Genomic DNA, 21,313 nt, shown 5'->3' with positions numbered 1-21,313 from the left:
CGATGATCGTTGTGGCGATGAGTGGAGGTGTAGATTCCTCCGTGGCGGCGGGCCTCCTCTCCCGGGAGGGACACGAGGTCGTGGGGATCCACCTGCGCCTCGCCGACGCCCCCGACCGCCCCGAGGACGCCGCCCCCCGGGCCTGCTGCGCGCCGCAGGACGCCCACGACGTGCGCAAGGTCGCGGCCCGCCTGGGCCTGGACCACTACGTCCTCGACTACCGCGAGCGCTTCGAGGCCGAGGTGATCGAGCCCTTCGTCGAGGCCTACGCCGCCGGCCACACGCCCAACCCCTGCCTGCAGTGCAACTCCGAGATCAAGTTCGGCCCGCTCCTCGAGCAGGCCCGCCGCCTGGGCGCCGAGGAGCTGGCCACCGGGCACTACGCCCGGATCCGGCGCGACGCCCAGGGGCGCCTGCACCTCCACCGCGGCCGGGATCCGGGGAAGGACCAGAGCTACTTCCTCTACCGCCTCGACCAGCCGACCCTCGCCCGCCTGCGCTTCCCCCTGGGCGAGCTTCGCAAGGAGGAGGTCCGCGAGCTGGCCCGCGGCTGGGGCCTGAACACCGCCGAGAAGCTCGACAGCCAGGAGATCTGCTTCGTGGGCCGGGAGGGCTACGCGCGGCTGGTCGAGGCCCGCCTCGGTCCGCAGGCCAGCGGCACCCTGGTGGACGAGGCCGGGAGGGTGCTCGGTGAGCACGAGGGTCTCCACCGCTTCACCATCGGCCAGCGCAAGGGGCTGGGGCTCGGGGGAGGGGACCGCCGCTACGTCACGAGGATCGAGCCGGCGAGCGGGCGGGTGGTCGTGGGGCCGCGCTCCGCGCTCGCGCGCCGCAAGCTGCGCCTGGGTGAGCTCTCCTGGATCGCGGGGGAGCCGCCTGCCCTGGAGACGCCCCTCGAGGTCCACGTCCGCTACCGCGACCGCGGGCGCCCCGGGGTGCTCGAGGGGGTGGAAGGGGACGAGGCCGTCGCGAGGCTGGAGGAGGCCGTCGAGGGCGCCGCCCCCGGCCAGGCCGTGGTGTTCTACGACGGAGACGAGCTGCTCGGCGGTGGGACGCTGCTGGAGGCGAAGGAATGAAGACCGAGGCCCTGGAGCGCGTGCGCGCCCTGGAGGCGGCGCTGGGCTACGCCTTTCCCGACGCCCGCCTGGCGCTGCGCGCCCTGACCCACAAGTCGTGGGCGAACGAGAACCGCGAGGAGGCCGACGGCGACAACGAGCGCCTCGAGTTCCTCGGTGACGCGGTGGTGGCGATCTGCGTCTCCACCCACCTCTGGCGCGAGTGCCCGGACGCCCAGGAGGGAGAGCTCTCCCGCCTGCGCGCCTCGCTGGTGAACGCGTCGGCCCTGGCGACGGTGGCGAGGCGGATCGGCCTGGGGGAGCTGCTCCTCCTCGGGCGAGGCGAGGAGCAAACCGGCGGGCGGGACAAGACCAGCCTGCTGGCGGACGGCCTGGAGGCGGTGCTCGGCGCGGTCTTCCTGGCGGACGGCCTGGAGGCCGCCGGAGACGTGGTCTCCCGCCACCTCCTCGAGGGCGCCGAGCTGGACCTGGAGCAGCGGGACCGCGACCACAAGACCCGGTTGCAGGAGCTGGCCCAGGGGCGATATTCACTCACCCCCCGCTACCGTCTGGTCTCGGAGAGCGGCCCCGCTCACGAGAAGGTCTTCGTGGCAGAAGTGGTGGTGGACGAGGTCCTCGCCTGTGAGGGCGAGGGAAAGACGAAGAAGGCGGCCCAGCAGGCCGCAGCCCGGCGGGCGCTCCAGCACCTGGAGAAGGAAGTGGGCGGCGAGGCCGCCCCCGAGCGCGAGACGCCGGGCGGAGACTCAAGAGGAGAAGAGACATGAAGCTGCGCCTGCCCCTGATCATCGGCCTCTCCCTGGCCCTCTCGGCCTGTGCCAACCAGAAGACCCGCGAGGAGGCGCCCGCCCCGGCGAAGGAGAGCGAGGCGGCCGAGGCGCCGAAGCCCGCCGCCGAGCCCGAGGCCGCCGAGCCCGAGGCCGCCGCGCCCGCGCCCGCCGAGGCCGCGCCAGCGCCGGCCGCCGCGGCGCCGGGCGAGGCCGGCCCGCCCCCGATCCTGACGGCGCCGGTGGTGACCGCCCGCGAGATGGTGCCCGGCGAGGGCAAGCTGCTGGCCACCTTCGAGACCAACATGGGCAAGATCGAGGTCGAGCTCCTGGAGCAGGAGGCGCCCCTGACCGTCGCCAACTTCGTGGGCCTCGCGATGGGCAAGCACTGGTTCCGCGGCCTGGACGGCAAGCCGGCGAAGAGGCCCTTCTACGACGGCACGGTCTTCCACCGGGTGATCCCGCGCTTCATGATCCAGGGCGGCGATCCGATGGGGAAGGGCATCGGCGGCCCCGGCTACCAGTTCCGCGACGAGCCCCAGGACCTGCGCTTCGATCGTTCGGGCCTCCTGGCGATGGCCAACAGCGGCCCGAACACCAACGGCTCGCAGTTCTTCCTCACCGAGGTGCCCACGCCGCACCTGAACGGCCGCCACACGATCTTCGGCCGGGTGGTCGCCGGCGAGGAGCTGATCGGGAAGATCGCCCGGGTCCCCCAGGGGCCGGGCAACCGCCCGGTGCAGGCGGTGACCCTCGACAAGGTCAGCATCCGGCGCGCCTCTCCGGGGGCGAGGTGAGCGAGGCCCCCCCGAGCGGCGCCCACCGCGCCGGCTTCGTCGCGCTGATCGGCCAGCCGAACGTCGGCAAGTCGACCCTGCTCAACCAGATCCTGGGCGAGCGGATCGCCATCGTCACCCACAAGCCCCAGACCACCCGCACCCGGGTGCTGGGGGTGGCGCACGATCCGGGCTGGCAGATCGCCTTCCTCGACACGCCGGGCGTACACCCGGCCAAGGGGGGCCTGAACCGCTACATGGTGGACGTCGCGCTCTCGACCCTCGACGAGGTCGAGGCCGTCCTCTTCCTGGTGGACGTCAGCCACCGCCTGCCCGCGGAGGCGCTGAGCGAGACCGGCGAGGCCCTCGATCGCGCCCTGGCGCAGAAGGTCGCCTTCGACGAGCGCGACGCGAAGATCCTCGAGCGCCTCGTGCGCTCGGGCAAGCCGGTGGTGCTCGGCGTCAACAAGGTCGACGCGGTGCACCAGCCCTACCTGCTGCCCCTCATCGAGAGCTACCAGGCCGTCCACGACTGGAAGGGGATCCACCCCATCTCGGCGCGCACCGGCGAGGGCCTCGCCGACCTGATGGCCTCCCTCGCCGGGCTGATGCCCGAGTCGCCGCCCCTCTTCCCCCCGGACATGCTCACCGATCAGGCCGAGCGCACCATCGCCGCCGAGTACGTCCGCGAGCAGGTGATGCGCCACGTCCACCAGGAGATCCCCTACGAGACGGCGGTGGAGATCCTCCTCTTCGACGAGGAGGAGCGCGAGGGGAAGGGCCTGGTACGGATCGAGGCGAACATCGTGGTCGATCGCGCCTCCCAGAAGGGCATCATCATCGGAAAGAAGGGCGCGATGATCTCGCGCATCGGCAAGGCCGCGCGCCTTCGCCTGGAGAAGCTGCTCGGCGCGCGGGTCTACCTGGGCCTCAACGTGCGCGTGGAGCCGGGCTGGTCCCGCAAGGCCGGGGGCCTGCGAAAAATGGGGTACACGTGAGCCGTCTAATCGCCATCGTCGGTCGCCCGAACGTCGGGAAGTCGACCCTCTTCAACCGCATCTGCGGAGGCAAGAACGCCATCGTCAGGGACGTCCCCGGCGTCACGCGGGATCGTCACTACCGGGACGCCGAGTGGAGTGGCCACAGCTTCATCCTGATCGACACCGGTGGCTTCGAGCCCGACGCCGAGGACGAGCTCCTCTCCGGCATGCGGGCCCAGGCCGAGCTGGCGGTGGAGGAGGCCGCGGGGATCATCTTCGTGGTCGACTCCCGCGACGGCCTGACCACCGCCGACGAGGAGATCGCCCGTCAGCTGCGCCGGTCGGGGACCCCGACCGTGATCGCCGCCAACAAGATCGACTCGATGCACGGCGAGGAGACCACCGGGGTGATCGCCGAGATCGCCCGGCTGGGCTTCGACGCCCACCCGATCTCGGCCGAGCACGGGCGCGGGGTGGGGGACCTCCTCGACGCCCTCCTCGAGGCGGTCGTGCTGCCGAGGATCGGCGAAGAGGAGCCGGAAGCCGAGACCGGGCTGCGCCTGGCGGTGATCGGTCGGCCCAACGTGGGCAAGTCCACCCTGCTCAACGCGCTCCTGGGTGAGGAGCGCTTCCTCGCCACGGAGGTCGCCGGCACCACCCGCGACAGCCTCGACGCCACGCTGCGCTACCAGAAGGAGACCTTCATCCTCACGGACACGGCGGGGATCCGGCGGCGCAAGTCCATCTCCCAGGACCTCGAGCGCTACACCGTCATCCGCTCGCTGAAGAGCGTGGAGAACTCGGACGTCGCGGTCCTCGTCCTCGACGCCACCGAGGTAGCGGTGAGCCAGGACGCCCGGCTGGCGAAGCTCGTGGTCGACCGGGGCAAGGGCCTGGTGATCGCGGTGAACAAGTGGGACCTGATCCTGGAGAGCGACGAGGGGGAGGGGCCCGACGCCCTGCGCGCCCGGGTGCGGGAGACCCTGCCCGAGGTGCGCCACGCGCCGATCGTGCTGACCTCGGCCCTCGAGGGGAAGCGGGTCTTCAAGCTCCTCGACGAGGTGCGGGCGGTGCACGTCCGGCAGACCACCCGGATCCCCACCGCCGAGCTGAACCGCTGGCTGGAGCAGGTCACCGGAGAGCGGCCGCCGCCGCTGGTGAAGGGCCGGCCGAACCGCTTCTTCTACGCCACGCAGGTCGGGCGGGCGCCGCCGAAGTTCGTGCTGACCTGCTCGCGGCCGGCGGACGTACCCGATCACTACCAGCGCTACCTGGTGAACCGCCTGCGCGACACCTATCCCCTCGAGGGGGTCACCCTGCGCCTCACCTTCAAGGGGCGGAGCGGCCGCTAGGCTCCGGCCGGCGCTCGGCCTCGCCGCCGACCCGCAGGTGGAGCCCCAGGACGATCCGCTCGGCGCCGCTGCGCAGATCCAGCTCGTAGCCGAGGGTGAGGCCGTAGGCCATGCCCCGGTGCGGCGTGGGCCAGTGGTCCAGGCCCAGCGCGGCGCCGGCCCAGAGCCCCGGCCCCCCGGCCGGGCCCACCTCCACGCCCGTGGCCGCGCCGAGGCGGAACATCCAGCGGGTGCGGTCGAAGCGCCAGGCCGCGGCGAGGCCCGCCCGGTGGAGGGGCTCCCAACCCTGGAGGGCGCGGCGGGTGCCGGACTCCGCTCGCATCCCGACCAGGATCTGCGGATCGAGCGCCAGGGCGAGCTCCAGCTCGGCGCCGGTCTGCAGCGCGGTGGCCTGACCCCGCCCGAGCTTGGCGCCGGCCGAGAGCTCGTAGCCCAGGGCCCGGGCGGAGCCCGGGAGGAGGAGGATCACCAGGAGGAACAGGCCCGGGAGGGCTCTGGAGGCGGATCGAGGAGGGTCTCGGAGCGGGTGCAAGGTGGTCGGAAGATAGCACGAGGGCGCGCCCCGACGTTGACAGGCCCGGTGGGGCGTTCCTATAACCGCGGCCTTCGATAAGGACCCGTTTTTCCACAGGGATCGAGAGGCAGAAGTGGCCCACGCCAAGAAGCTCAGCCGCAAGGAACTCAAGCGCCCCGACGAATTCGTGCAGACCGGCACGGCGGTCGTCGACTACCTCCAGAAGCACGGCACGCTCGTGCTCTCCAGCCTGGGGGGGATCGTCGTCGTCGGCGTCCTGCTCTCGCTGGGGTCCTGGTACTTCGAGCAGTCGGCCGTCCGCGCCGGCGCGGCCCTCGGGGACGCCCTCGAGATGGCCGAGCGCCCGGTCCTCGAGGACGGCGGCGCCGCCGCGACCTCCGACGATCCCTTCTTCACCTCGGAGGAGGAGAAGAAGGAGAAGGTCAACGCCGCCCTCGAGGCGGTGCGGATCGATCACTCGGGGACCGCCGCCGCGGCCGTGGCCACCCTCGAGCTCGCCGACCGCGCCTACCGGGCCGGTGAGTACGACAGCGCCCTGGCCGACTACGAGCGCTTCCTGAAGGAGTCCAGCCGCGACGACCGGATGCGCTTCTCGGCCCTCGAGGGCCTGGGCTACACCCTCGAGGCCAAGGACGATCTCGAGGGCGCGCTGAAGGCCTTCGAGCGCCTCGGCAAGGAGGGCGGCGACTTCTACAAGCCCTACGCCCTGGTGCACGAGGCCCGGGTGCTCGTGGCGCTGAAGCGCCCCGACGACGCCCGCCGCCGGGCCCAGCAGGTGGTCGACGAGTTCTCCGAGAGCGCCGTGCGCGCCGAGGCGGACACCCTGCTCGGCCAGCTTCCTCCGGCACCGGCCGCGGCCGACGCCGAGGGCTCCGCCGAAGCAGCCGGTGAGTAGGAACTCCATGGGCCTCCTGCGTCGCCGGGCCGGCCTGCTCGCGCTGCCACTCCTGCTCGCGCTCGCGGGCTGCCAGACCCTCGGCGAGGTCGCCCGGCGCGACCGCCCCGAGCACCCCGACGGGATCGAGCCGCAGAAGGTGGCCCCCCGGCGGCTGCCGGTGGAGGCCCGCATCCAGCTGGAGAAGCCGGCCCCCCTGGAGGTCGGCACCCGGCAGCGGAGCGGCCCCGTCTACGATCTGCGCCGCGACTGGCTCTTCGTGGGCACCCGCGGAGGCAAGGTCTTCGCCCTCGACGGCGACCGGCTCTCCGAGCGCTGGGTGCGTGATCTGGGGGGCGCGATCGACGCGCCGCTCCTCCTCGACGGGGACCGCCTCTACGCCGCCTCGGCGCGCGGGCTCCTCTTCGCCCTCGACGCCGCCACCGGCCGCACGCTCTGGGAGAAGGATCTGGGCCTCGAGCTCGGGGTCCGGATGGTCCTCGCCGACGGCCGCCTGATCGTCCCCAGCCTCGGCGACTCGCTCACCGCGGTGGAGGCCGAGACCGGCGAGCTGCTCTGGCAGCACCGCAACCCCTCGGGCTCGAAGCTGGCCATCCGGGGCGCCTCCGTGCCGGCCGTCGCCGGCGATCGCCTGGTGGCCGCCTTCGCCGACGGGACCGTCGCCGCCTTTTCGGTGGCGGACGGGAAGCAGCTCTGGCAGCGCCGGCACGTCACCAACACCCCTTTCGACGACGTCGACGCGGGGCCGGTGATCCACGGGGACGTCGCCTACTACGCCACCTACGCGGGTCGGGTGCGGGGCCTCGCCCTCGCCGACGGCGAGACCGTCTGGGAGGCCCCCGGCCGCCACGAGGGCGCCGTCCACCTCTCGCTCACCGGGGATCGCGGTGGCGAGAAGCTGCTGGTCCTCGGCTCGGGAGAGGCCGTCGCCCTGCGCCTCGTCGACGGCAAGGTCGCCTGGCGGGCGAAGCTGGGGGAGGGCGATCCCACCGAGGCGGTCCTGCTCGGGGACGAGCTCTACATCGGCGCCAGCGACGGCTCGTTCTACGGCCTCTCGCGGCAGAGCGGCCGCCCGATCGCCTTCTTCGCCCCGGGCAAGGGTGTGAGCGCGCCGGCCAGCCCTGCGGGGCGAGGGCTCTGGGTCTTCAGCAACGGCGGCTACCTCTATCGCCTCGGGCGCTAGCGCCGGGATGCGTCGGGTCGAGGTCGTCGCCGCGGTGGTGATCCGCGACGGGAGGGTGCTGCTCTCCCGGCGGCCGGAAGGGGTCCACCTGGCCGGCCTCTGGGAGTTTCCGGGCGGGAAGGTCCACCCGGAGGAGAGCGAGGCCGAGGCCCTGATCCGGGAGCTGGAGGAGGAGCTGGGGGTCTCGGGGGCCCGGATCGGCGAGTGCCTCTGCCGGGTGGAGCACGCCTATCCCGAGAAGGAGGTCGCGCTGGCCTTCTTCCGGACCGAGCTTCCCGAGGGGGTGGAGCCCCGCGCCGTCGAGGTGGCCGAGCTCTGCTGGGCGGACGGGGAGACCCTCGGGCGGCTTCCGCTGCCACCGGCGGACCGGCCGCTGGTCGAGCTGCTCCGGTCCGAGTTGACGTAACCATAGGTTATGTCAACTTCGTGATCCCTCAGGGCAGCTCCTCGCTGCCGATGGGGAGGGCGCCGCCGTCGCCGGCCTCGAGCTCGGCCGGCGGGGAGTCTCCGACGACGTCCAGGGTGAGGTCCTGGAAGGCCTTTCCCTTCAGATCCAGCACGTAGGGGCCGCTCTCACCGTCGAAGACGACCCGGCAGGGGGTCGCCGGGGGGAAGCCCCCGCGCGGCCGCACCTCGATCCAGGTGCCTCCGGGCTCGGCCTCGCCGCCGCGCTGGCGAGTGGGCACCTCGCCGACCAGGACCTCGCTGCCCAGGGAGCGCCCCTGGCTGTCCAGGAGCCGGACCCTGAAGTCGATGAGGCGCTGCCAGAGCTCGATCCGGAGGGCGCCGTCCAGGGGCACGGACCAGGGCCGGGTCTCCCGGGGAAGCTCCTCGAGGATCGGGCCCGCGGTGGGCGCCTCGGCGCCGGCGTCTCCGCTGCCGCCGTCGACGCTCCCGCGCTCCGCCGGCAGGACGGCCCAGGCCGCCACGACGTCCAGGCGATCGTCCTCGATCTCGAAGGGCAAAGGCGGCGGCGCCGGTGGTCCGGCGTCGACCACGGGCTGGATCGCTTGCGCCTGGCTCCCGGCGCCGGTGGCCGCCGTGCTCCCGCCGCGATCACCGGCCGGACAGCCCGCCAGGAGCAGCAGCCCCAGACCGGCCCAGAAAGGAGCCCGGATCCGGCCGCGGGGGCCGACCTCCCGGGGCCGATCAGGGGGTCGGATCGGCAGCCCCTCGGGCCCCCGGGACCGGAGCACCCCCAGGGGGCCGTTTCGAACCTTGGGTCTGATAAGATACATTATGTAAACTTCGCCCGGGAGTCGCTATGAGGCGCTGAACGAGCGGCTTTCCTGCTCTCGGGCCGGGCTCCGGGCGGCCCCTACTCCCACTCGATGGTCGAGGGCGGCTTGGAGGAGATGTCGTAGGCGACCCGGTTGATCCCCCGCACCTCGTTGATGATCCGGGTGGAGATCCGGGCCAGGACCTCGTGCGGCAACCGGGCCCAGTCGGCGGTCATCCCGTCCACCGAGGTCACCGCCCGCAGCGCGCAGGTGTTCTCGTAGGTGCGCTCGTCTCCCATCACGCCGACCGACTTCACCGGCAGGAGCACGGCGAAGCCCTGCCAGATCTCGTCGTAGAGGTCCGCCTTCCGGATCTCCTCCTGGAAGATCACGTCGGCCTTGCGCAGGACCTCGAGCCTCTCCCGGGTGATCTCGCCGAGGATCCGCACCGCCAGGCCCGGCCCCGGGAAGGGCCAGCGGCCCAGCAAAAAGTCAGGCAGGCCAAGGACTTTGCCAAGAACCCTCACCTCATCCTTGAAGAGCTCCCGGAGGGGCTCGACCAGGCCGAGCTTCATGACCTCGGGCAGCCCGCCCACGTTGTGGTGGGTCTTGATGGTGACGCTGGGGCCCCGCACCGAGACGGACTCGATGACGTCCGGATAGAGGGTCCCCTGGGCCAGGAAGTCGGCCTTCCCGTGGACCTGCGACTCGAGCTCGGCGGCCTCCTCGAAGACCTCGATGAAGGTGCGGCCGATGATCTTCCGCTTCTGCTCGGGATCGTCGACCCCGGCCAGGGCCGTGAGGAAGCGGTCGGAGGCGTCCACCTGGACGATGGGCCGGGAGAAGCGGCCCTCGAAGGCCTCGGCGACCTCCCGGGCCTCCTCGTGCCGCATCAGGCCGTTGTCCACGAAGATGCAGGTCAGGCGCTTGCCGATCGCCCGGTCGAGGAGCGCCGCGACCACCGAGGAGTCGACCCCCCCGGAGAGCCCGCAGACCACCCGGCCCTGATCGCCGACCTGGGCCTTCACCCGGGCCACGGCCTCCTCGAGGAAGGACTCCATCGACCACTCCCCCGAGCAGCCGCAGGTCTCCTTCAGGAAGGCCGAGAGGATCTCCTTGCCCCGGGGGGTGTGGTGCACCTCGGGGTGGAACTGCACCCCGAAGAGGCGCCGCTCCCGGTGGGCGATCGCGGCGAAGGGAGAGCCCTCGCTGTGGGCGACGGGCTCGAAGCCCTCGGGGAGCGCCTCCACCCGGTCGCCGTGGCTCATCCAGACCTCGGCCGAGGGGTCGCCGGCGAAGGCGGCGAAGAGGTCCTCGCTGCGCTCGATGGTGATGCGCGCGGGGCCGTACTCTCGGTGGTCCGAGCGGGCGACCTGCCCGCCGAGGAGGTGGGTCATCACCTGGAGCCCGTAGCAGATGCCGAGGACCGGCACCCCGAGTTGGAAGACCACCGGATCCGGCATCGGCGCCTTCTCGTCCGTCACCGAGGAGGGCCCCCCGGAGAGGATGATCCCCTTCGCGTCGAAGGCGCGCAGCGCGTCGGCGTCCAGGTGGAAGGGATGGATCTCCCCGTAGATCCCGGCCTCCCGGACCTTGCGGGCGATGAGCTGGGTGTACTGCGAGCCGAAGTCGAGGATGAGGATGCGCTCTTTCACGGTCCTTCTCGCGTTCGTGGCGGTGGCCAGGAGGAAGCGCGAGCCACGATCACCCTCCTGCGGGCTGGCTCGCGGCGCTGGCGGTAGCACGCGAACGCGCGCGCCGGCAAGGCCAGCCGATTTGACACCGTCTCGGGCATGCAATACCCCTTGGGGCGATGCCAAAGCTCGCCATCGCTCTCGCGCTCTTGGTGGCAACGGGTTGCGCCGGGGCAGCAGCCTACGGACCCTCGGCCGACGATCGCCTGGAGGCCGCCACCGAGAATGTCGGTACGGTCCAGGCCTCGGGCGGCCTGGAGGACGCAGTGATGGCCATCGAGGCCACCGGCTGCGAGAAGCTCGGCCCGGTCCTCACGGGCCTCAAGAGCGACACCTCCGACGAGGAGGCGCAGCTCGCCGGCCTGACCGGGCTCCTCGACCAGGCGAAGGCCGCCAACGAGACCATCCAGCAGACGGTCGCCGACCGGCCCGGATCGGCCTACTTCAGCGGCAAGACCACCGACGGCGCCGAGCACGACATCCCGGCCTACGTCCAGGCCTGCGAGGCCACCCGGATCGACACCGAGCAGACCCTCGACCGGCGGATCCGCGACATCCTCCTCGCGCCGGTGGTCACCGACTTCGTCGGCAAGAAGCGCAAGCAAGAGGTCCTCAAGGCGCGGGTCGACCTCGACCTCCTCGCCAAGGCCGTGAACGTCCTGAGCCCGGCGGATCTGTCGACCCTGCTGGGCGAGATCGAGGCGGCGAAGGCGAAGCTGGTCGAGGCCGAGAAGCCGCGCGGCAAGAAGCGCCGCCGCTAAACCCGGTAGTTCGGCGCCTCCTTGGTGATGGTCACGTCGTGGACGTGGCTCTCCCGCAGCCCCGCCGGAGAGATCCGCACGAAGCGGGCCTTCTCCTGGAGCGCCGGGATGTCCTCGCAGCCGAGGTAGCCCATGCCCGAGCGCAGGCCGCCGGTCAGCTGGTGGAGCACCATCTTCAGGGGCCCCTTGTAGGGCACCCTCCCCTCGATCCCCTCCGGCACCAGCTTCTCCGCCTCCCGGACGTCGTCCTGGAAGTAGCGATCCTTGGAGCCCTTCTGCATGGCGCCCAGGGAGCCCATGCCCCGGTAGGTCTTGTAGGAGCGGCCCTGGAGCAGGACGACCTCGCCCGGCGCCTCCTCGGTGCCGGCCAGGAGGGAGCCCACCATCACCAGGTCGGCGCCGGCGGCGAGCGCCTTGACCAGATCGCCCGAGAACTTGATCCCGCCGTCTGCGATGAGCGGCACCCCGGCGGCGCGGGTGATCCGGGCGCACTCGGAGATGGCAGTGATCTGCGGGACGCCCACCCCCGCCACGATCCGGGTCGTGCAGATCGAGCCCGGCCCGATCCCGACCTTCACCGCGTCGGCGCCCGCCTCGATGAGCGCCTCGGCGGCCTCGGCGGTGGCGATGTTCCCGGCGGCGACCGGCAGCTCCGGGTAGCGCTGCTTCACCAGCCGCACCGCCTCGATCACCGAGCGGCTGTGCCCGTGGGCGGTGTCCAGGCAGATGAGATCCACCCCGGCCGCCACCAGCGCCTCGACCCGCTCGTCGCGATCCGTGCCCGGGCCCACGGCCGCGGCGGCCAGGAGCCGGCCCCGGGCGTCCCGGGCGGCCTGGGGGAAGCGGGTGGCCTTCTCGATGTCCTTCACCGTGATGAGGCCCGCGAGGGCGCCGTTCTCGTCGACCAGGGGCAGCTTCTCGATCCGGTGCTTCTGCAGGAGCGCCTCGGCCTCCTCCCGGCTCGTCCCCAGGGGGGCCGTCACGACCTCCCGGGTCATGACCGCCGACACCGGCTGGTCGAGGTTGCGCTCGAAGCGGATGTCCCGCCGGGTGAGGATGCCGACCAGCGCCCCACCCTCGCTCTCGGTCACCGGGACGCCGCTGATCCCCCGGCGGCGCATGATCTCGACCGTCTCCCCCAGGTGGTCGCCGGGCCGGCAGGTGTGGGGATCGACGATCGTCCCCGACTCGTACTTCTTCACCTTGGCCACCTCGGCGGCCTGCGCCTCGGGGTCGAGGGCCTTGTGGATGAAGCCGATGCCACCCTCGGCCGCCATCGCGATGGCCGCGGAGGCCTCGGTGACGGTGTCCATCGCGGCCGAGGCGAGGGGGATGTTGAGGCGGAGCTCGCCGGCCAGGCGGGTCCCGAGCTTCACCTCGCGAGGCAGGACCTCGCTGTAGGCGGGCACCAGGAGGACATCGTCGAAGGTGAGCCCCTCGGTCAGTTCGTCTTTGGGCAGCATGGCTGAAGGCACCTCGAGGTGGATCAGGTGGAGGTGGAATCGGGGGGAGGCAGGACCGCCTCGCGCTTCTGGCTCCGCTCCCGGAGCAGATCCAGGGCCACGGCGGCCTCCTTGGCCATCATCTCGAGCTCGTGCACGTCGTCGTAGCGCTCGAGGGAGCTGCCGTGGTCGGCGAAGAGCAGCCAGGGCGGCTCGACGGCGGTGGGGATCGGCACGACCAGGGCGTGGACCGCGGTCTCGCCGAGGGCCTGGTAGAGGGGCTCGAGCTCCTGCCCGCCGGGCGGCGGGCCGTAGTAGCCGCCGTCCTCCTCGAAGAGGCGCGCGAAGGGGCCCAGGGGGAAGCGGAGCTGGGCGACCTGGGGGCCGGAGATCTCCACGCCCCGGGAGAGCAGGCCGCGCAGGACGTCGCCGTGACGGGTCAGGACGATCACCCGGGGGAAGTACTTCGAATAGAACTTCACCAGCTGCCGGGCCACCCCACCCTCGTTGGTCGCCTCGAAGAGCTTCTCGGCGGCCTCGGCGATGCGGGGCGCGTCCGGCGGGGCGGGCAGCCCCTCCTCGGCGGACTGCTGCTCCGGGCGCGCCGAGGAGGCCAGGCTGTCGAGGCGGAAGACGGCGGTGGCCTCGCGATCGAAGCCCGTCGCCTGGGAGAAGGCGACCTCGGCCTCGTCCCGGAAGACGGGATCGGCGGCGGAGGCCGCGGCCCAGGCCTCGCTGGCCTCCAGGGCCATCGGCGAGGCGGCCGGCAGCTCCATCGGCGAGGCGGCCGGCAGCTCCATCGCCGGGGGCGGTGCCCTCCGCGGCGGATCCGGGAGCACCTCCACGCTGCCGGCGGGCTCCTCCTCGTCCACGATCTCGGTGAAGCGCGCGTCGGGCGGCGGGCCTGCGGCGGGCGCCGCCGCGGCCTTCTCCGCCTTCATCTCCCGGGCGGCGGCCGCGACCTCGTCGAGGCGGAAGACGGCGGTCTTGGCCTGATCGAAGCCGGTGGCCTGGGCGAAGTCGACCTCGCTCTGGACGACGAAGCGCTCGGCGGGCTCCGGCGCCACGCCGGGCGCGGCGTCCTCGGCGGGGGGCTCGGGCTGCGGGGAGGCTGCCTCGTCCCCGGGAGGGAGCCCGGCCTGGGCCCCTCGATCGATCCCGAGGGCCGCGAGGCCCGCCTCGATGTCGGGCTCGGTGGCCACCCGCAGGAGGATCTCCTCGCCGCGGGCGTCGGTGCGCAGCTCCTCCAGCGCGGGCAGGGAGCGCGGATCGGCGAAGGCCAGCTGGATCTCTCCCCGCGCGCCCCGGGCGTAGGGCACGGCGCGCAGGCGGAGGAGGGGCGCGGCGTCGAAGCGGTACTGCAGATCGGGATCGGGCCGGATCACCCGGCTGGGCGGGGCGGGCGGGATCGAGAGGTGCCGCGCCAGCGCCTGGAGCAGCTGACCCCGCTTGAGGTGCCCCATCGTGAGCAGGCAGGTGCCGAGCAGGCCGCCCTCCTCCTTCTGCAGGCGCAGGGCTTCGTAGAGGGCCTCGCGATCGATGAGGCCCTCTCGAACCAGCAGGAGTCCAAAGGTCTCGGCCATGTGCGCGAACCATCTATCCGACTCGACCGCTCCTGCCCAGCGGGCCTGGAATTCCGTGCCTTTTTGCAGGGGTTTGGACGATACTGGGCCCACCCATGTCAGACGGAAACGGAGAGAGAAGATCGGGGGATCGGGTCGCCGTGGGGCTGGTGGTCCGACTCAAACACGGCAATATCGACGAGTTCATCGAGCGCTTCGCGGTGAACCTCTCACCCGGCGGGATGTTCGTGCAGTCGCGCTCTCCGCAGCCGGTGGGCACCGAGGTTCGCTTCGAGGTGCACATCGCCGGTGGGCTCCCCGTCCTGCGGGGCTCGGGCACCGTGGCCTGGGTCCGCCCCGAGGGGGTCGAAGGGCCCTCCGGAATGGGTATCACCTTCACCGTCCTCGACCCCCACTCCCAGACCCTCGTCGAGCGGATGCTCGCCCTCCGGGGTGCGCGCGAGCCCGGCACCGTGGAGCCGGGCCCGGGCCAGGAGGCCCCTCCCCCCGCGAGCCGGTCGATGGTGGACACGACCACCGAGGCCCTCGCAGCGCAGCTCGGTGACCTCGCCCCCGCCGAGCCGCAGCCCCTGGAGGAGCAAGAGGTCGTCCTCGACTTCGACGACGACGAGGTGCACGACGCCACCCCTCCCGAGCCCCGCTCGCCGGTCCCCGCGCCGATGGATCCGCCCCCTGCGCCGGCCCAGCCGCTCTCGGAGCCGGATCTCGAGCTCGACATCGACGTGGACCTCTCCGATGACGAGGACGACGCGCTGGACATCGACGTCGACGAGGTCGTCGATCCCCACGCGCCCCCGCCGGTGGTCTTCCTCGAGGCTCCCGAGACCATCCCCGAGATCGGGCCGGTCATCGGGATCGATCTGGGCACCACGAACTCCTGCGTGGCCGTCTTCGAGGAGGGCCGCCCCCGGGTGATCCAGAGCAAGCAGGGCTACAACACCATCCCCTCGGTGATCGCCCTGGCGAAGAACGACCGCCTCCTGGTCGGCCACCCCGCCAAGGGGCAGATGCTCATCAACCCGATCCGCACGGTCTACGGAGCGAAGCGGCTGGTGGGCCGGAACTTCGAGAGCCCGGTGGTGCGAGAGGTGGCGAGCCACTTCCACTACCCCATCTGCGCCGATCGGATCGGGCGGGCCGCCGTCCAGCTCGGTGACCACATCCTCTCCCTGGAGGAGGTGCAGGGCCTGATCCTGCGCGAGGCCAAGCAGATGGCCCAGGAGCACCTGAGTCAGGAGGTGCACCGGGCCGTGGTGACCGTGCCCGCCTACTACTCCGACGCGCAGCGCCAGGCGGTGCGGATGGCGGGGCAGCTCTGCGGCCTGAAGGTCGAGCGGATGCTCAACGAGCCCACTGCGGCGGCCCTCGCCTACGGCCTCAACCGTGAGCTGAACCGCACGGTGCTGATCTACGATCTGGGCGGCGGCACCTTCGACGCCACCGTGATGAAGATCTCGGACAACGTCTTCGAGGTGCTGGCCACCGGCGGTGACACCTTCCTGGGCGGCGCCGACTTCGACAACTGCGTGGTCGACTACCTCCTCGGGGTCTTCGAGAACAACGAGGGCATGCCCTTCCAGGGAGATCGGGTGGCCCTCTCCCGGGTAGCCGACGCCGCCGAGGCCGCCAAGGTCGCCCTCTCCGAGAGCAGGTCGCACGAGATCCACGTGCCCTACCTCGTGGTGGACGCCGACGGGGTCCCCCACGACCTGAAGACCACCCTCGATCGGGAGACCCTCGACGAGCTGCACGAGGGGCTCGTCGAGCGCACCCTGGACGTGGTGCGGGACGTGCTCCTCGACGCCGGGATGAGGCCCGACGGCATCGACGACGTGATCCTCGTCGGCGGCCAGAGCCGCTCGCCGCTGGTGCGGGAGAAGCTCGCCCTCTTCTTCGGCAAGCCGCCCCACCCTGGCGTGCATCCCGACGAGGCGGTGGGGCTGGGCGCCGCCCTCCTGGCGGCCTCGCTGGGGAAGGTCGACAGCGTGGTCCTGGTCGACGTGCTCTCCATGACCCTGGGCGTGGGCCTCCCCGGGGGACGCTTCCACCGGATCATCGAGCGCAACACGCCGCTGCCGGTGCGCAAGACCTACAGCCTCGCCACCACCCGCAACGACCAGACCCGCCTCGAGATCTCGGTCTTCCAGGGAGAGGACGAGCACATCGCGGGCAACGAGTTCCTGGGGACGGCGCGCCTCGATGGCCTGCCCAAGCTGCCCGCCGGCCAGGTCCGGGTGGCGGTGACCTTCGAGCTGGGCCCCGACTGCGTCCTCTCGGTGAGCGCCCGGAACATCGCCACCGGTCAGGAGATCGCCACCCAGCTGGCCACCCGCGGCACCCCCGAGGAGATCCGCAACAGGCTCAAGGCGGACGTCGGCGCCTCGAGGGAGGCCGAGCAGCGCGCCACCGACGCCCTCCCCTCGACGAGTGGGAGGCTGCTCTCCTTCTTCAAGCGAATGGTGGGCAAGGCCTAGGCCGCCCACGCGCGCGGGCTCTTCCGCTAGTCGGGCAGCGCGGCGGTGATGATCCGGCGAAAGATCTCGCCGTCCTCCGCGACCCGCTTGCCCAGCTGCTTCGAGATCACCATCAGCAGCTTGAGGCAGGCCTGCGGCTTCTTGCGCTGGAGCCCGTTGAGCTCGAGGCGGGTGATCCGCACGGCCTGGAGGGGCCCGTCGGTGATCACGCTGACCATCCGCTTGCCGCCGGCGATCAGGGCGAGCTCACCGATCACGTCGCCCGGGCCCACCTGACCGATCTCCTGGGGCTCCCCCTCCTCGCGCTCGAGGATGATCGAGGCCTGCCCCGCGCCGATCACCCACATGGCGTCGGAGTCTTCACCCTGGCGGAAGATCGCCTCACCGGGGCCGAAGGTCCGGGGCTGGGCGATGGACGCGAGGATCTTCACGCCCACGTCCGTGAACGACTTGAGCAGCCCGCAACCGCGTAGTGTCTGGATCGCTTCCATCCCGGCCTCTAGCCGGTGGTTCTAGCACGCCCCCGCGACCAGGCGAAGTGAACTGCCAGGACCAGCAGCACGCCCAGCGCGTCCGCCAGCGCGTCCCAGGGGTCGGCGAAGCGCCCGGGGACGAAGGCCTGGTGCAGCTCGTCCAGGACGCCCCAGCCGACGCCCAGGACGGCCACCAGCGCCCGGCCCCCCGGGGTCGCGCCCTGCTCGCCCAGGGCGAAGAGGATCAGCGCGGCCAGGGCCGCGAAGGCCGCCAGGTGGAGGAGCTTGTCCACCCCCAGGATCTGCGGCGGGGCGAAGGGCCACTGCGGCTGGTGGGAGAGGTAGAAGATCAGCGCGGCGTGGGCCAGGGCTGGCAGCCAGCGCCATCCCCGGCCCCTCAACTGCCCGGCCCCCGGTCGGGCTCGGAGGCGACCGAGACCAGCTCTCCCCGCAGGCCGAAGTGGCTGGCGGAGTCGATCCGGACCCGGGCGAAGCTGCCCACCGGCGCCTCGGCCTCCGTGCCCGGGAAGTGCACCGTCCAGCCCTCCGAGGCGTGGCCGGCCCGCACCGCCGGATCCTTGCGGGAGGGTCCCTCCACCAGGATCTCGAGGGTCTGGCCCACGAAGGCGCTGGTCTTCTCCAGGCTGATCTCGCGCTGGCGGGCCTGCACCCGCTCGAGGCGCTCGACCTTCACCGCCTGGGGGACCTCACCCAGGCTCGCGCCGTTGCGGGCGGTCCAGGTGCCGGGGCGCTCCGAGTAGACGAAGGAGTAGAGGTTGTCGAAGCGCAGCTCCTCGATCAGGGCCATCGTCGCCTCGAAGTCCTCGTCGCTCTCCCCGGGGAAGCCCACCAGGATGTCGGTGGTGATGGCGATCCCCGGGACCAGCGCCCTCAGCCGGGCGACCTTCTCCCGGTACTCGGCGGCGCTGTGCTCGCGGCGCATGAGCTCCAGGATGCGATCGGAGCCGCTCTGCACCGGCAGGTGGAGGTGGCGGCAGAGGACCGGCAGATCCCGGTGCGCGGCGAAGACGTCGTCGCCCATCTCCCCGGGGTAGCTCGTGGTGTAGCGCAGCCGGGCCAGCCCGGGCAGCTCGGCGACCGCGCGCAGCAGCTCCGCGAAGGTGGAGCCGCCGTGGTAGCAGTTCACGTTCTGGCCGATGAGGGTCAGCTCCCGCACGCCGGTGGCGAGGAAGGCCCGCGCCTCCTCGAGGATCTCCTCCCGGGGGCGGGAGACCTCGCGGCCCCGGGTGAAGGGCACGATGCAGTAGGTGCAGACCTTGTCGCAGCCCTTCTGGATCGTGACGAAGGCGGTCACCCCCTGCTCGGCGCCGGCCGCGGGCATCGCCCGGGGGAAGGCGTACTTGCTCGGCTCGGTGAAGCGCGCGTCGACGATCTTGCCCTTCTCCTCCCGGCTGCGCCGCACCAGCTCCCGCACCCGCGGGACGGCGTCGGGCCCGAAGACGAGGTCGACCACCTTCGCCTTCTTCAGCAGGCGCTCACGCTCCTGCTGGGCGACGCAGCCGGAGACCGCCACCAGCAGCTCGGGGCGGGCCTGCTTGAGCAGGGCCAGCCGCCCGAGGGAGGAGAGCAGCTTCTGCTCGGCCTTCTCCCGCACCGAGCAGGTGTTCAGCAGCACCAGCTCGGCCTCCTCGGGGGTCTCGACCCGGTGGTAGCCATCCTCGGCCAGCCGCTCGAGGATGCGGTTGGCGTCGTAGACGTTCATCTGGCAGCCGAAGGTGTGGAGGTAGACCCCCCGGGCCGGCTGGTCTCGTGTGGTGTCGGACATCGCGGGGGGCCTCTTACCAGGCCGGGACCGACTCGACCAAGCGTCGGAGATCGGCGAAGGAGCGGATCACCTCCACCTGGTCGCAGACCCGGGCGTAGCGGCCCATCTCGGAGTCCCCGAAGCCCCAGGCCATCCGCGGCTCGGGGCAGAGCCAGATCAGGCGCCGCACCCGGTGCCGGATGCGCTGGAGGGCGTCCACCCGGTGGGGGTTGTAGTTGTTCCGGCCGTCGCCGATCACGATCACCGTGCTCCGGGGGTGGAGCGAGGGCAGGTGGTGGTCGACGAAGCTGGCGAAGGCCCGGCCGTAGTTGGAGTTGGCGTGGAGGTTCACCACCTGCCCCGCGAAGGCCCGGTCGACCGCCTCCTCGACCCGGGCGTCCTGGAAGAGCGAGGTCGCCTCTCCCACGTCGCTGACGAAGAGGAAGCAGCGGGCGGAGAGCACCGTCTGCTGCAGGGTGGTGACGAAGTGGAGAAAGAAGCGCGAGACGTTGCGCACGCTGTCGGAGACGTCGGTCAGCAGCACCACCCGCGGCCGGTGCGGCCGCCGGCGGCGGAAGATGGGCTCGGCCGGCGTGCCCCCGTAGCGCAGGGAGGCGCGCATGGTGCGCTGGACGTCGAAGCGCCCGCGGCGCCGCACCCGCTGCTGCCGGCTCATGCGGTCCCGGATCAGCTGCGCCAGGCGGCGCACGAGGTGGGTCATCCGGGCGATCTCCGAGGGGGAGAGCGCCGTGAGGGGGCGGTCGTCCAGGGCCCCTCCCCCGCCCTGCCCGCGCGCCAGGCGGCGGGCCTCGAGGTTGGCCTCGACCTCGCCCCCCAGGAAGCGGCGCAGGCGGCCCAGGCGGCGGGCCAGGGCCTCCCCCAGGGCCGCCCGGCGCGCCTCGGGGAGCGCGTCCCAGACCGCCTCCAGGTGCGCCAGATCGGCGGACAGACCCGAGGCCATCGCCTCGTCCCAGAGCCGCACCCCGTAGAGGCCCCGCTGCAGGGGGCTCTCCAGGCCAGCGAGGCCGTCCTGGAGGGCCAGCCGCCGGGCCTCCAGACCCAGCAGATCGTCGCGCCCGGAGAGGAGCGCCTGGCCCCAGGGCGAGAGCCCCGCGCCGCCGCCTGCCTGGGCCAGGAAGGCGGCGAGCTCGCCGGTGGGATCGGCCTCGGGGTCGTCGGCGGCCGATCCGGGCGTCTCGCCCGCCCCCAGGAAGGAGAGCTGGAAGAGCGCCCGGAAGATGGGCAGGTCGTGGCGGCTGCGGACCAGCGCGGCCTCCAGCCCGGCCTCCACCGCCGGGCGGTCACCGGGATCGAGGGCCAGGAGCGCGGTGACCGCGTCGAGGAGCTCGCTGGTGGCCACCGGGAGGCCCGCCAGGCGCAGGAGGCGACCGAAGCGGGCGAGGGTCGCCGAGGGCGCGCTCAATCCGACTCGTCCTGGCCGAGCTTCTCGCGCAGCTCGTGGACCAGCGCGTCGAGGCGGCTGCGAACCGGGGCCGGGAGCTCGATGAACTCGACGCCCATGCCCGGATCGACGCCCTCGGCCGCCGGCTGCACGCGAGTGACGCGCCCGCGCAGCTCGGGGATGTCGGCCTCGGGCAGCGAGACGAGGAGGCGGACCGGGGTCCCCACCGGGAGGGGATCGGGCGTGTTCACGAAGATCCCCGTCTGGGAGATGTTCGTGCCGAAGTCGCAGAGGAAGCGATCGACCGTCCGGTAGGCGACCATCACCGGATGCTCGAGTCGAGCGCCTTCCCGCTTCTCCGGGCCTTCCTTGTCCTGCTCGCTGACCACGAAGGCGATGCTACACCCGGCCGGGTCCTCGTGGCCAGGCACGGGCAGCCGCTCTAGAGCAGGCGGGCGCGGTCGGAGACGTAGGCCTTCAGGCGGGTGCGATCGGCGGAGATGAGATGGCCGAAGGAGACCGCGACGGCGAAGAAGCCCTGCCGCTCCTCGCAGCGCACCACCCTCCCCGTCATCCAGATCGGCTCCTCGCCGTCCGGGAGGGGGATCTCGAGGTTCAGCTCCTCACCCTGCCCGGCGATGGGGCTACCCATGGCGGCGAGGAAGATCCCGGTCTCGGAGAGGTCGTGCCCGAGGGCGCGGACCACCCGGTCCCCGGCCTCGACCCGCACGTAGCCCTCGAAGGGGACGCGCTCGGCCCGGCTGACCTCGACGGTGTCGAGGACCGCCAGGGGCTCGTCTGGGGGCCGGGGAGCGACGGGCCCGAGCCCGCCGATGGCCACCTCGTCCAGGAGGGCCTCGAGGGCGTCCCGCGCGGCCTCCGGGGGTGCCGCGGCCTCGCTCTTCTTGCTCTTCTTCCTGCGCTTCTTGGTTGCCATC

The 21,313-nt window shown here is 72.3% G+C and carries 21 protein-coding genes; 10 read left to right on the top strand and 11 right to left on the bottom strand.

Going from position 1 to position 21,313, the window contains the following annotated elements; translation table 11 throughout:
* Window positions 1–2: 2 nt before the first annotated feature.
* The 5 genes from mnmA to der are packed head-to-tail and all read left to right on the top strand — an operon-like array spanning window position 3 to window position 4,948.
* Window positions 3–1,076, top strand: coding sequence for a tRNA 2-thiouridine(34) synthase MnmA (gene mnmA, locus P1V51_10585; protein MDF1563485.1), 1,074 nt, complete (start codon window positions 3–5; stop codon window positions 1,074–1,076).
* On the top strand, window positions 1,073–1,840 hold the full coding sequence (gene rnc / locus P1V51_10580; protein MDF1563484.1) for a ribonuclease III: 768 nt from the start codon (window positions 1,073–1,075) through the stop codon (window positions 1,838–1,840). Before mnmA ends, rnc begins: the two co-directional genes overlap by 4 nt.
* Window positions 1,837–2,637, top strand: coding sequence for a peptidylprolyl isomerase (locus P1V51_10575; GenBank protein ID MDF1563483.1), 801 nt, complete (start codon window positions 1,837–1,839; stop codon window positions 2,635–2,637). Before rnc ends, P1V51_10575 begins: the two co-directional genes overlap by 4 nt.
* Window positions 2,634–3,614 carry a GTPase Era gene (gene era / locus P1V51_10570; protein MDF1563482.1) on the top strand — a complete coding sequence of 327 codons (981 nt, stop codon included), beginning with the start codon at window positions 2,634–2,636 and terminating at the stop codon, window positions 3,612–3,614. Before P1V51_10575 ends, era begins: the two co-directional genes overlap by 4 nt.
* Window positions 3,611–4,948, top strand: a complete 1,338-nt coding sequence (der, locus tag P1V51_10565) for a ribosome biogenesis GTPase Der (GenBank protein ID MDF1563481.1) — start codon at window positions 3,611–3,613, stop codon at window positions 4,946–4,948. The genes era and der overlap by 4 nt, the downstream gene beginning before the upstream one ends.
* Here the strand turns inward: der and P1V51_10560 are convergent.
* On the bottom strand, window positions 4,926–5,417 hold the full coding sequence (locus P1V51_10560) for a hypothetical protein (protein MDF1563480.1): 492 nt from the start codon (window positions 5,415–5,417) through the stop codon (window positions 4,926–4,928). The genes der and P1V51_10560 overlap by 23 nt on opposite strands.
* Before the next feature lie 178 nt (window positions 5,418–5,595).
* Here P1V51_10560 and P1V51_10555 point away from each other — a divergent pair, with 178 nt between their 5' ends.
* From P1V51_10555 to P1V51_10545, 3 genes are read left to right on the top strand one after another with little or no spacing between them, the layout of a single operon-like run.
* Entirely contained in the window at window positions 5,596–6,378 is a 783-nt protein-coding gene (locus P1V51_10555; protein MDF1563479.1) for a tetratricopeptide repeat protein, read from the top strand.
* 7 nt (window positions 6,379–6,385) lie between these two features.
* Window positions 6,386–7,561: a PQQ-binding-like beta-propeller repeat protein gene (locus P1V51_10550; GenBank protein ID MDF1563478.1), complete on the top strand. Its 1,176-nt coding sequence runs from the start codon at window positions 6,386–6,388 to the stop codon at window positions 7,559–7,561.
* 7 nt (window positions 7,562–7,568) lie between these two features.
* A complete protein-coding gene (locus tag P1V51_10545; protein MDF1563477.1) occupies window positions 7,569–7,967 on the top strand; it encodes a (deoxy)nucleoside triphosphate pyrophosphohydrolase in 399 nt (132 codons plus the stop codon).
* Between the two features lie 28 nt (window positions 7,968–7,995).
* On the opposite strand, the gene P1V51_10540 is transcribed toward P1V51_10545, so the two are convergent.
* Both P1V51_10540 and guaA read right to left on the bottom strand, forming a co-directional pair.
* Entirely contained in the window at window positions 7,996–8,757 is a 762-nt protein-coding gene (locus P1V51_10540; GenBank protein MDF1563476.1) for a hypothetical protein, read from the bottom strand.
* A gap of 122 nt (window positions 8,758–8,879) precedes the next feature.
* On the bottom strand, window positions 8,880–10,436 hold the full coding sequence (gene guaA, locus P1V51_10535) for a glutamine-hydrolyzing GMP synthase (GenBank protein ID MDF1563475.1): 1,557 nt from the start codon (window positions 10,434–10,436) through the stop codon (window positions 8,880–8,882).
* A 191-nt stretch (window positions 10,437–10,627) separates the two neighbouring features.
* On the opposite strand from guaA, the gene P1V51_10530 reads away from it, so the two are divergent.
* Window positions 10,628–11,236, top strand: a complete 609-nt coding sequence (locus P1V51_10530; GenBank protein MDF1563474.1) for a hypothetical protein — start codon at window positions 10,628–10,630, stop codon at window positions 11,234–11,236.
* Here the strand turns inward: P1V51_10530 and guaB are convergent.
* Both guaB and P1V51_10520 read right to left on the bottom strand, forming a co-directional pair.
* Entirely contained in the window at window positions 11,233–12,699 is a 1,467-nt protein-coding gene (guaB, locus tag P1V51_10525) for an IMP dehydrogenase (GenBank protein MDF1563473.1), read from the bottom strand. The genes P1V51_10530 and guaB overlap by 4 nt on opposite strands.
* A gap of 23 nt (window positions 12,700–12,722) precedes the next feature.
* Entirely contained in the window at window positions 12,723–14,261 is a 1,539-nt protein-coding gene (locus tag P1V51_10520; GenBank protein ID MDF1563472.1) for a hypothetical protein, read from the bottom strand.
* 95 nt (window positions 14,262–14,356) lie between these two features.
* Here P1V51_10520 and P1V51_10515 point away from each other — a divergent pair, with 95 nt between their 5' ends.
* Window positions 14,357–16,735 (top strand): TIGR02266 family protein, encoded by a 2,379-nt coding sequence (locus tag P1V51_10515; protein ID MDF1563471.1) that lies wholly within the window; start codon window positions 14,357–14,359, stop codon window positions 16,733–16,735.
* A gap of 26 nt (window positions 16,736–16,761) precedes the next feature.
* On the opposite strand, the gene P1V51_10510 is transcribed toward P1V51_10515, so the two are convergent.
* Genes P1V51_10510 through P1V51_10485 form a run of 6 tightly spaced genes read right to left on the bottom strand, consistent with a single transcriptional unit; the run spans window position 16,762 to window position 21,312 of the window.
* Window positions 16,762–17,226, bottom strand: coding sequence for a cyclic nucleotide-binding domain-containing protein (locus P1V51_10510; GenBank protein ID MDF1563470.1), 465 nt, complete (start codon window positions 17,224–17,226; stop codon window positions 16,762–16,764).
* A gap of 8 nt (window positions 17,227–17,234) precedes the next feature.
* A complete protein-coding gene (locus P1V51_10505) occupies window positions 17,235–17,609 on the bottom strand; it encodes a VanZ family protein (GenBank protein ID MDF1563469.1) in 375 nt (124 codons plus the stop codon).
* Window positions 17,606–18,994, bottom strand: a complete 1,389-nt coding sequence (miaB, locus tag P1V51_10500; GenBank protein ID MDF1563468.1) for a tRNA (N6-isopentenyl adenosine(37)-C2)-methylthiotransferase MiaB — start codon at window positions 18,992–18,994, stop codon at window positions 17,606–17,608. Before miaB ends, P1V51_10505 begins: the two co-directional genes overlap by 4 nt.
* A gap of 13 nt (window positions 18,995–19,007) precedes the next feature.
* The gene (locus P1V51_10495) at window positions 19,008–20,396 is read right to left on the bottom strand and encodes a VWA domain-containing protein (GenBank protein MDF1563467.1); all 1,389 of its coding nucleotides are present in this window, start codon (window positions 20,394–20,396) and stop codon (window positions 19,008–19,010) included.
* Window positions 20,393–20,806: a TIGR02266 family protein gene (locus P1V51_10490; GenBank protein MDF1563466.1), complete on the bottom strand. Its 414-nt coding sequence runs from the start codon at window positions 20,804–20,806 to the stop codon at window positions 20,393–20,395. Before P1V51_10490 ends, P1V51_10495 begins: the two co-directional genes overlap by 4 nt.
* Before the next feature lie 11 nt (window positions 20,807–20,817).
* The gene (locus P1V51_10485) at window positions 20,818–21,312 is read right to left on the bottom strand and encodes a PilZ domain-containing protein (GenBank protein MDF1563465.1); all 495 of its coding nucleotides are present in this window, start codon (window positions 21,310–21,312) and stop codon (window positions 20,818–20,820) included.
* Window position 21,313 lies beyond the last annotated feature (1 nt).

It is taken from the genome of Deltaproteobacteria bacterium (assembly GCA_029210625.1).
Taxonomy (GTDB): domain Bacteria; phylum Myxococcota; class Myxococcia; order SLRQ01; family SLRQ01; genus JARGFU01.
Note: the sequence above shows the minus strand (reverse complement) of the source record. Positions and strands in the feature narration are given on the sequence as shown.

What these genes read in the sequence shown, in the direction of transcription:
- P1V51_10510 (MDF1563470.1), bottom strand. Translation starts at nt 17,226, where the DNA reads ATGGAAGCGATCCAGACACTACGCGGTTGCGGGCTGCTCAAGTCGTTC.
- mnmA (MDF1563485.1), top strand. Translation starts at nt 3, where the DNA reads ATGATCGTTGTGGCGATGAGTGGAGGTGTAGATTCCTCCGTGGCGGCG.
- P1V51_10515 (MDF1563471.1), top strand. Translation starts at nt 14,357, where the DNA reads ATGTCAGACGGAAACGGAGAGAGAAGATCGGGGGATCGGGTCGCCGTG.
- P1V51_10520 (MDF1563472.1), bottom strand. Translation starts at nt 14,261, where the DNA reads ATGGCCGAGACCTTTGGACTCCTGCTGGTTCGAGAGGGCCTCATCGAT.
- guaB (MDF1563473.1), bottom strand. Translation starts at nt 12,699, where the DNA reads ATGCTGCCCAAAGACGAACTGACCGAGGGGCTCACCTTCGACGATGTC.
- P1V51_10575 (MDF1563483.1), top strand. Translation starts at nt 1,837, where the DNA reads ATGAAGCTGCGCCTGCCCCTGATCATCGGCCTCTCCCTGGCCCTCTCG.
- miaB (MDF1563468.1), bottom strand. Translation starts at nt 18,994, where the DNA reads ATGTCCGACACCACACGAGACCAGCCGGCCCGGGGGGTCTACCTCCAC.
- P1V51_10550 (MDF1563478.1), top strand. Translation starts at nt 6,386, where the DNA reads ATGGGCCTCCTGCGTCGCCGGGCCGGCCTGCTCGCGCTGCCACTCCTG.
- P1V51_10545 (MDF1563477.1), top strand. Translation starts at nt 7,569, where the DNA reads ATGCGTCGGGTCGAGGTCGTCGCCGCGGTGGTGATCCGCGACGGGAGG.
- P1V51_10485 (MDF1563465.1), bottom strand. Translation starts at nt 21,312, where the DNA reads ATGGCAACCAAGAAGCGCAGGAAGAAGAGCAAGAAGAGCGAGGCCGCG.
- rnc (MDF1563484.1), top strand. Translation starts at nt 1,073, where the DNA reads ATGAAGACCGAGGCCCTGGAGCGCGTGCGCGCCCTGGAGGCGGCGCTG.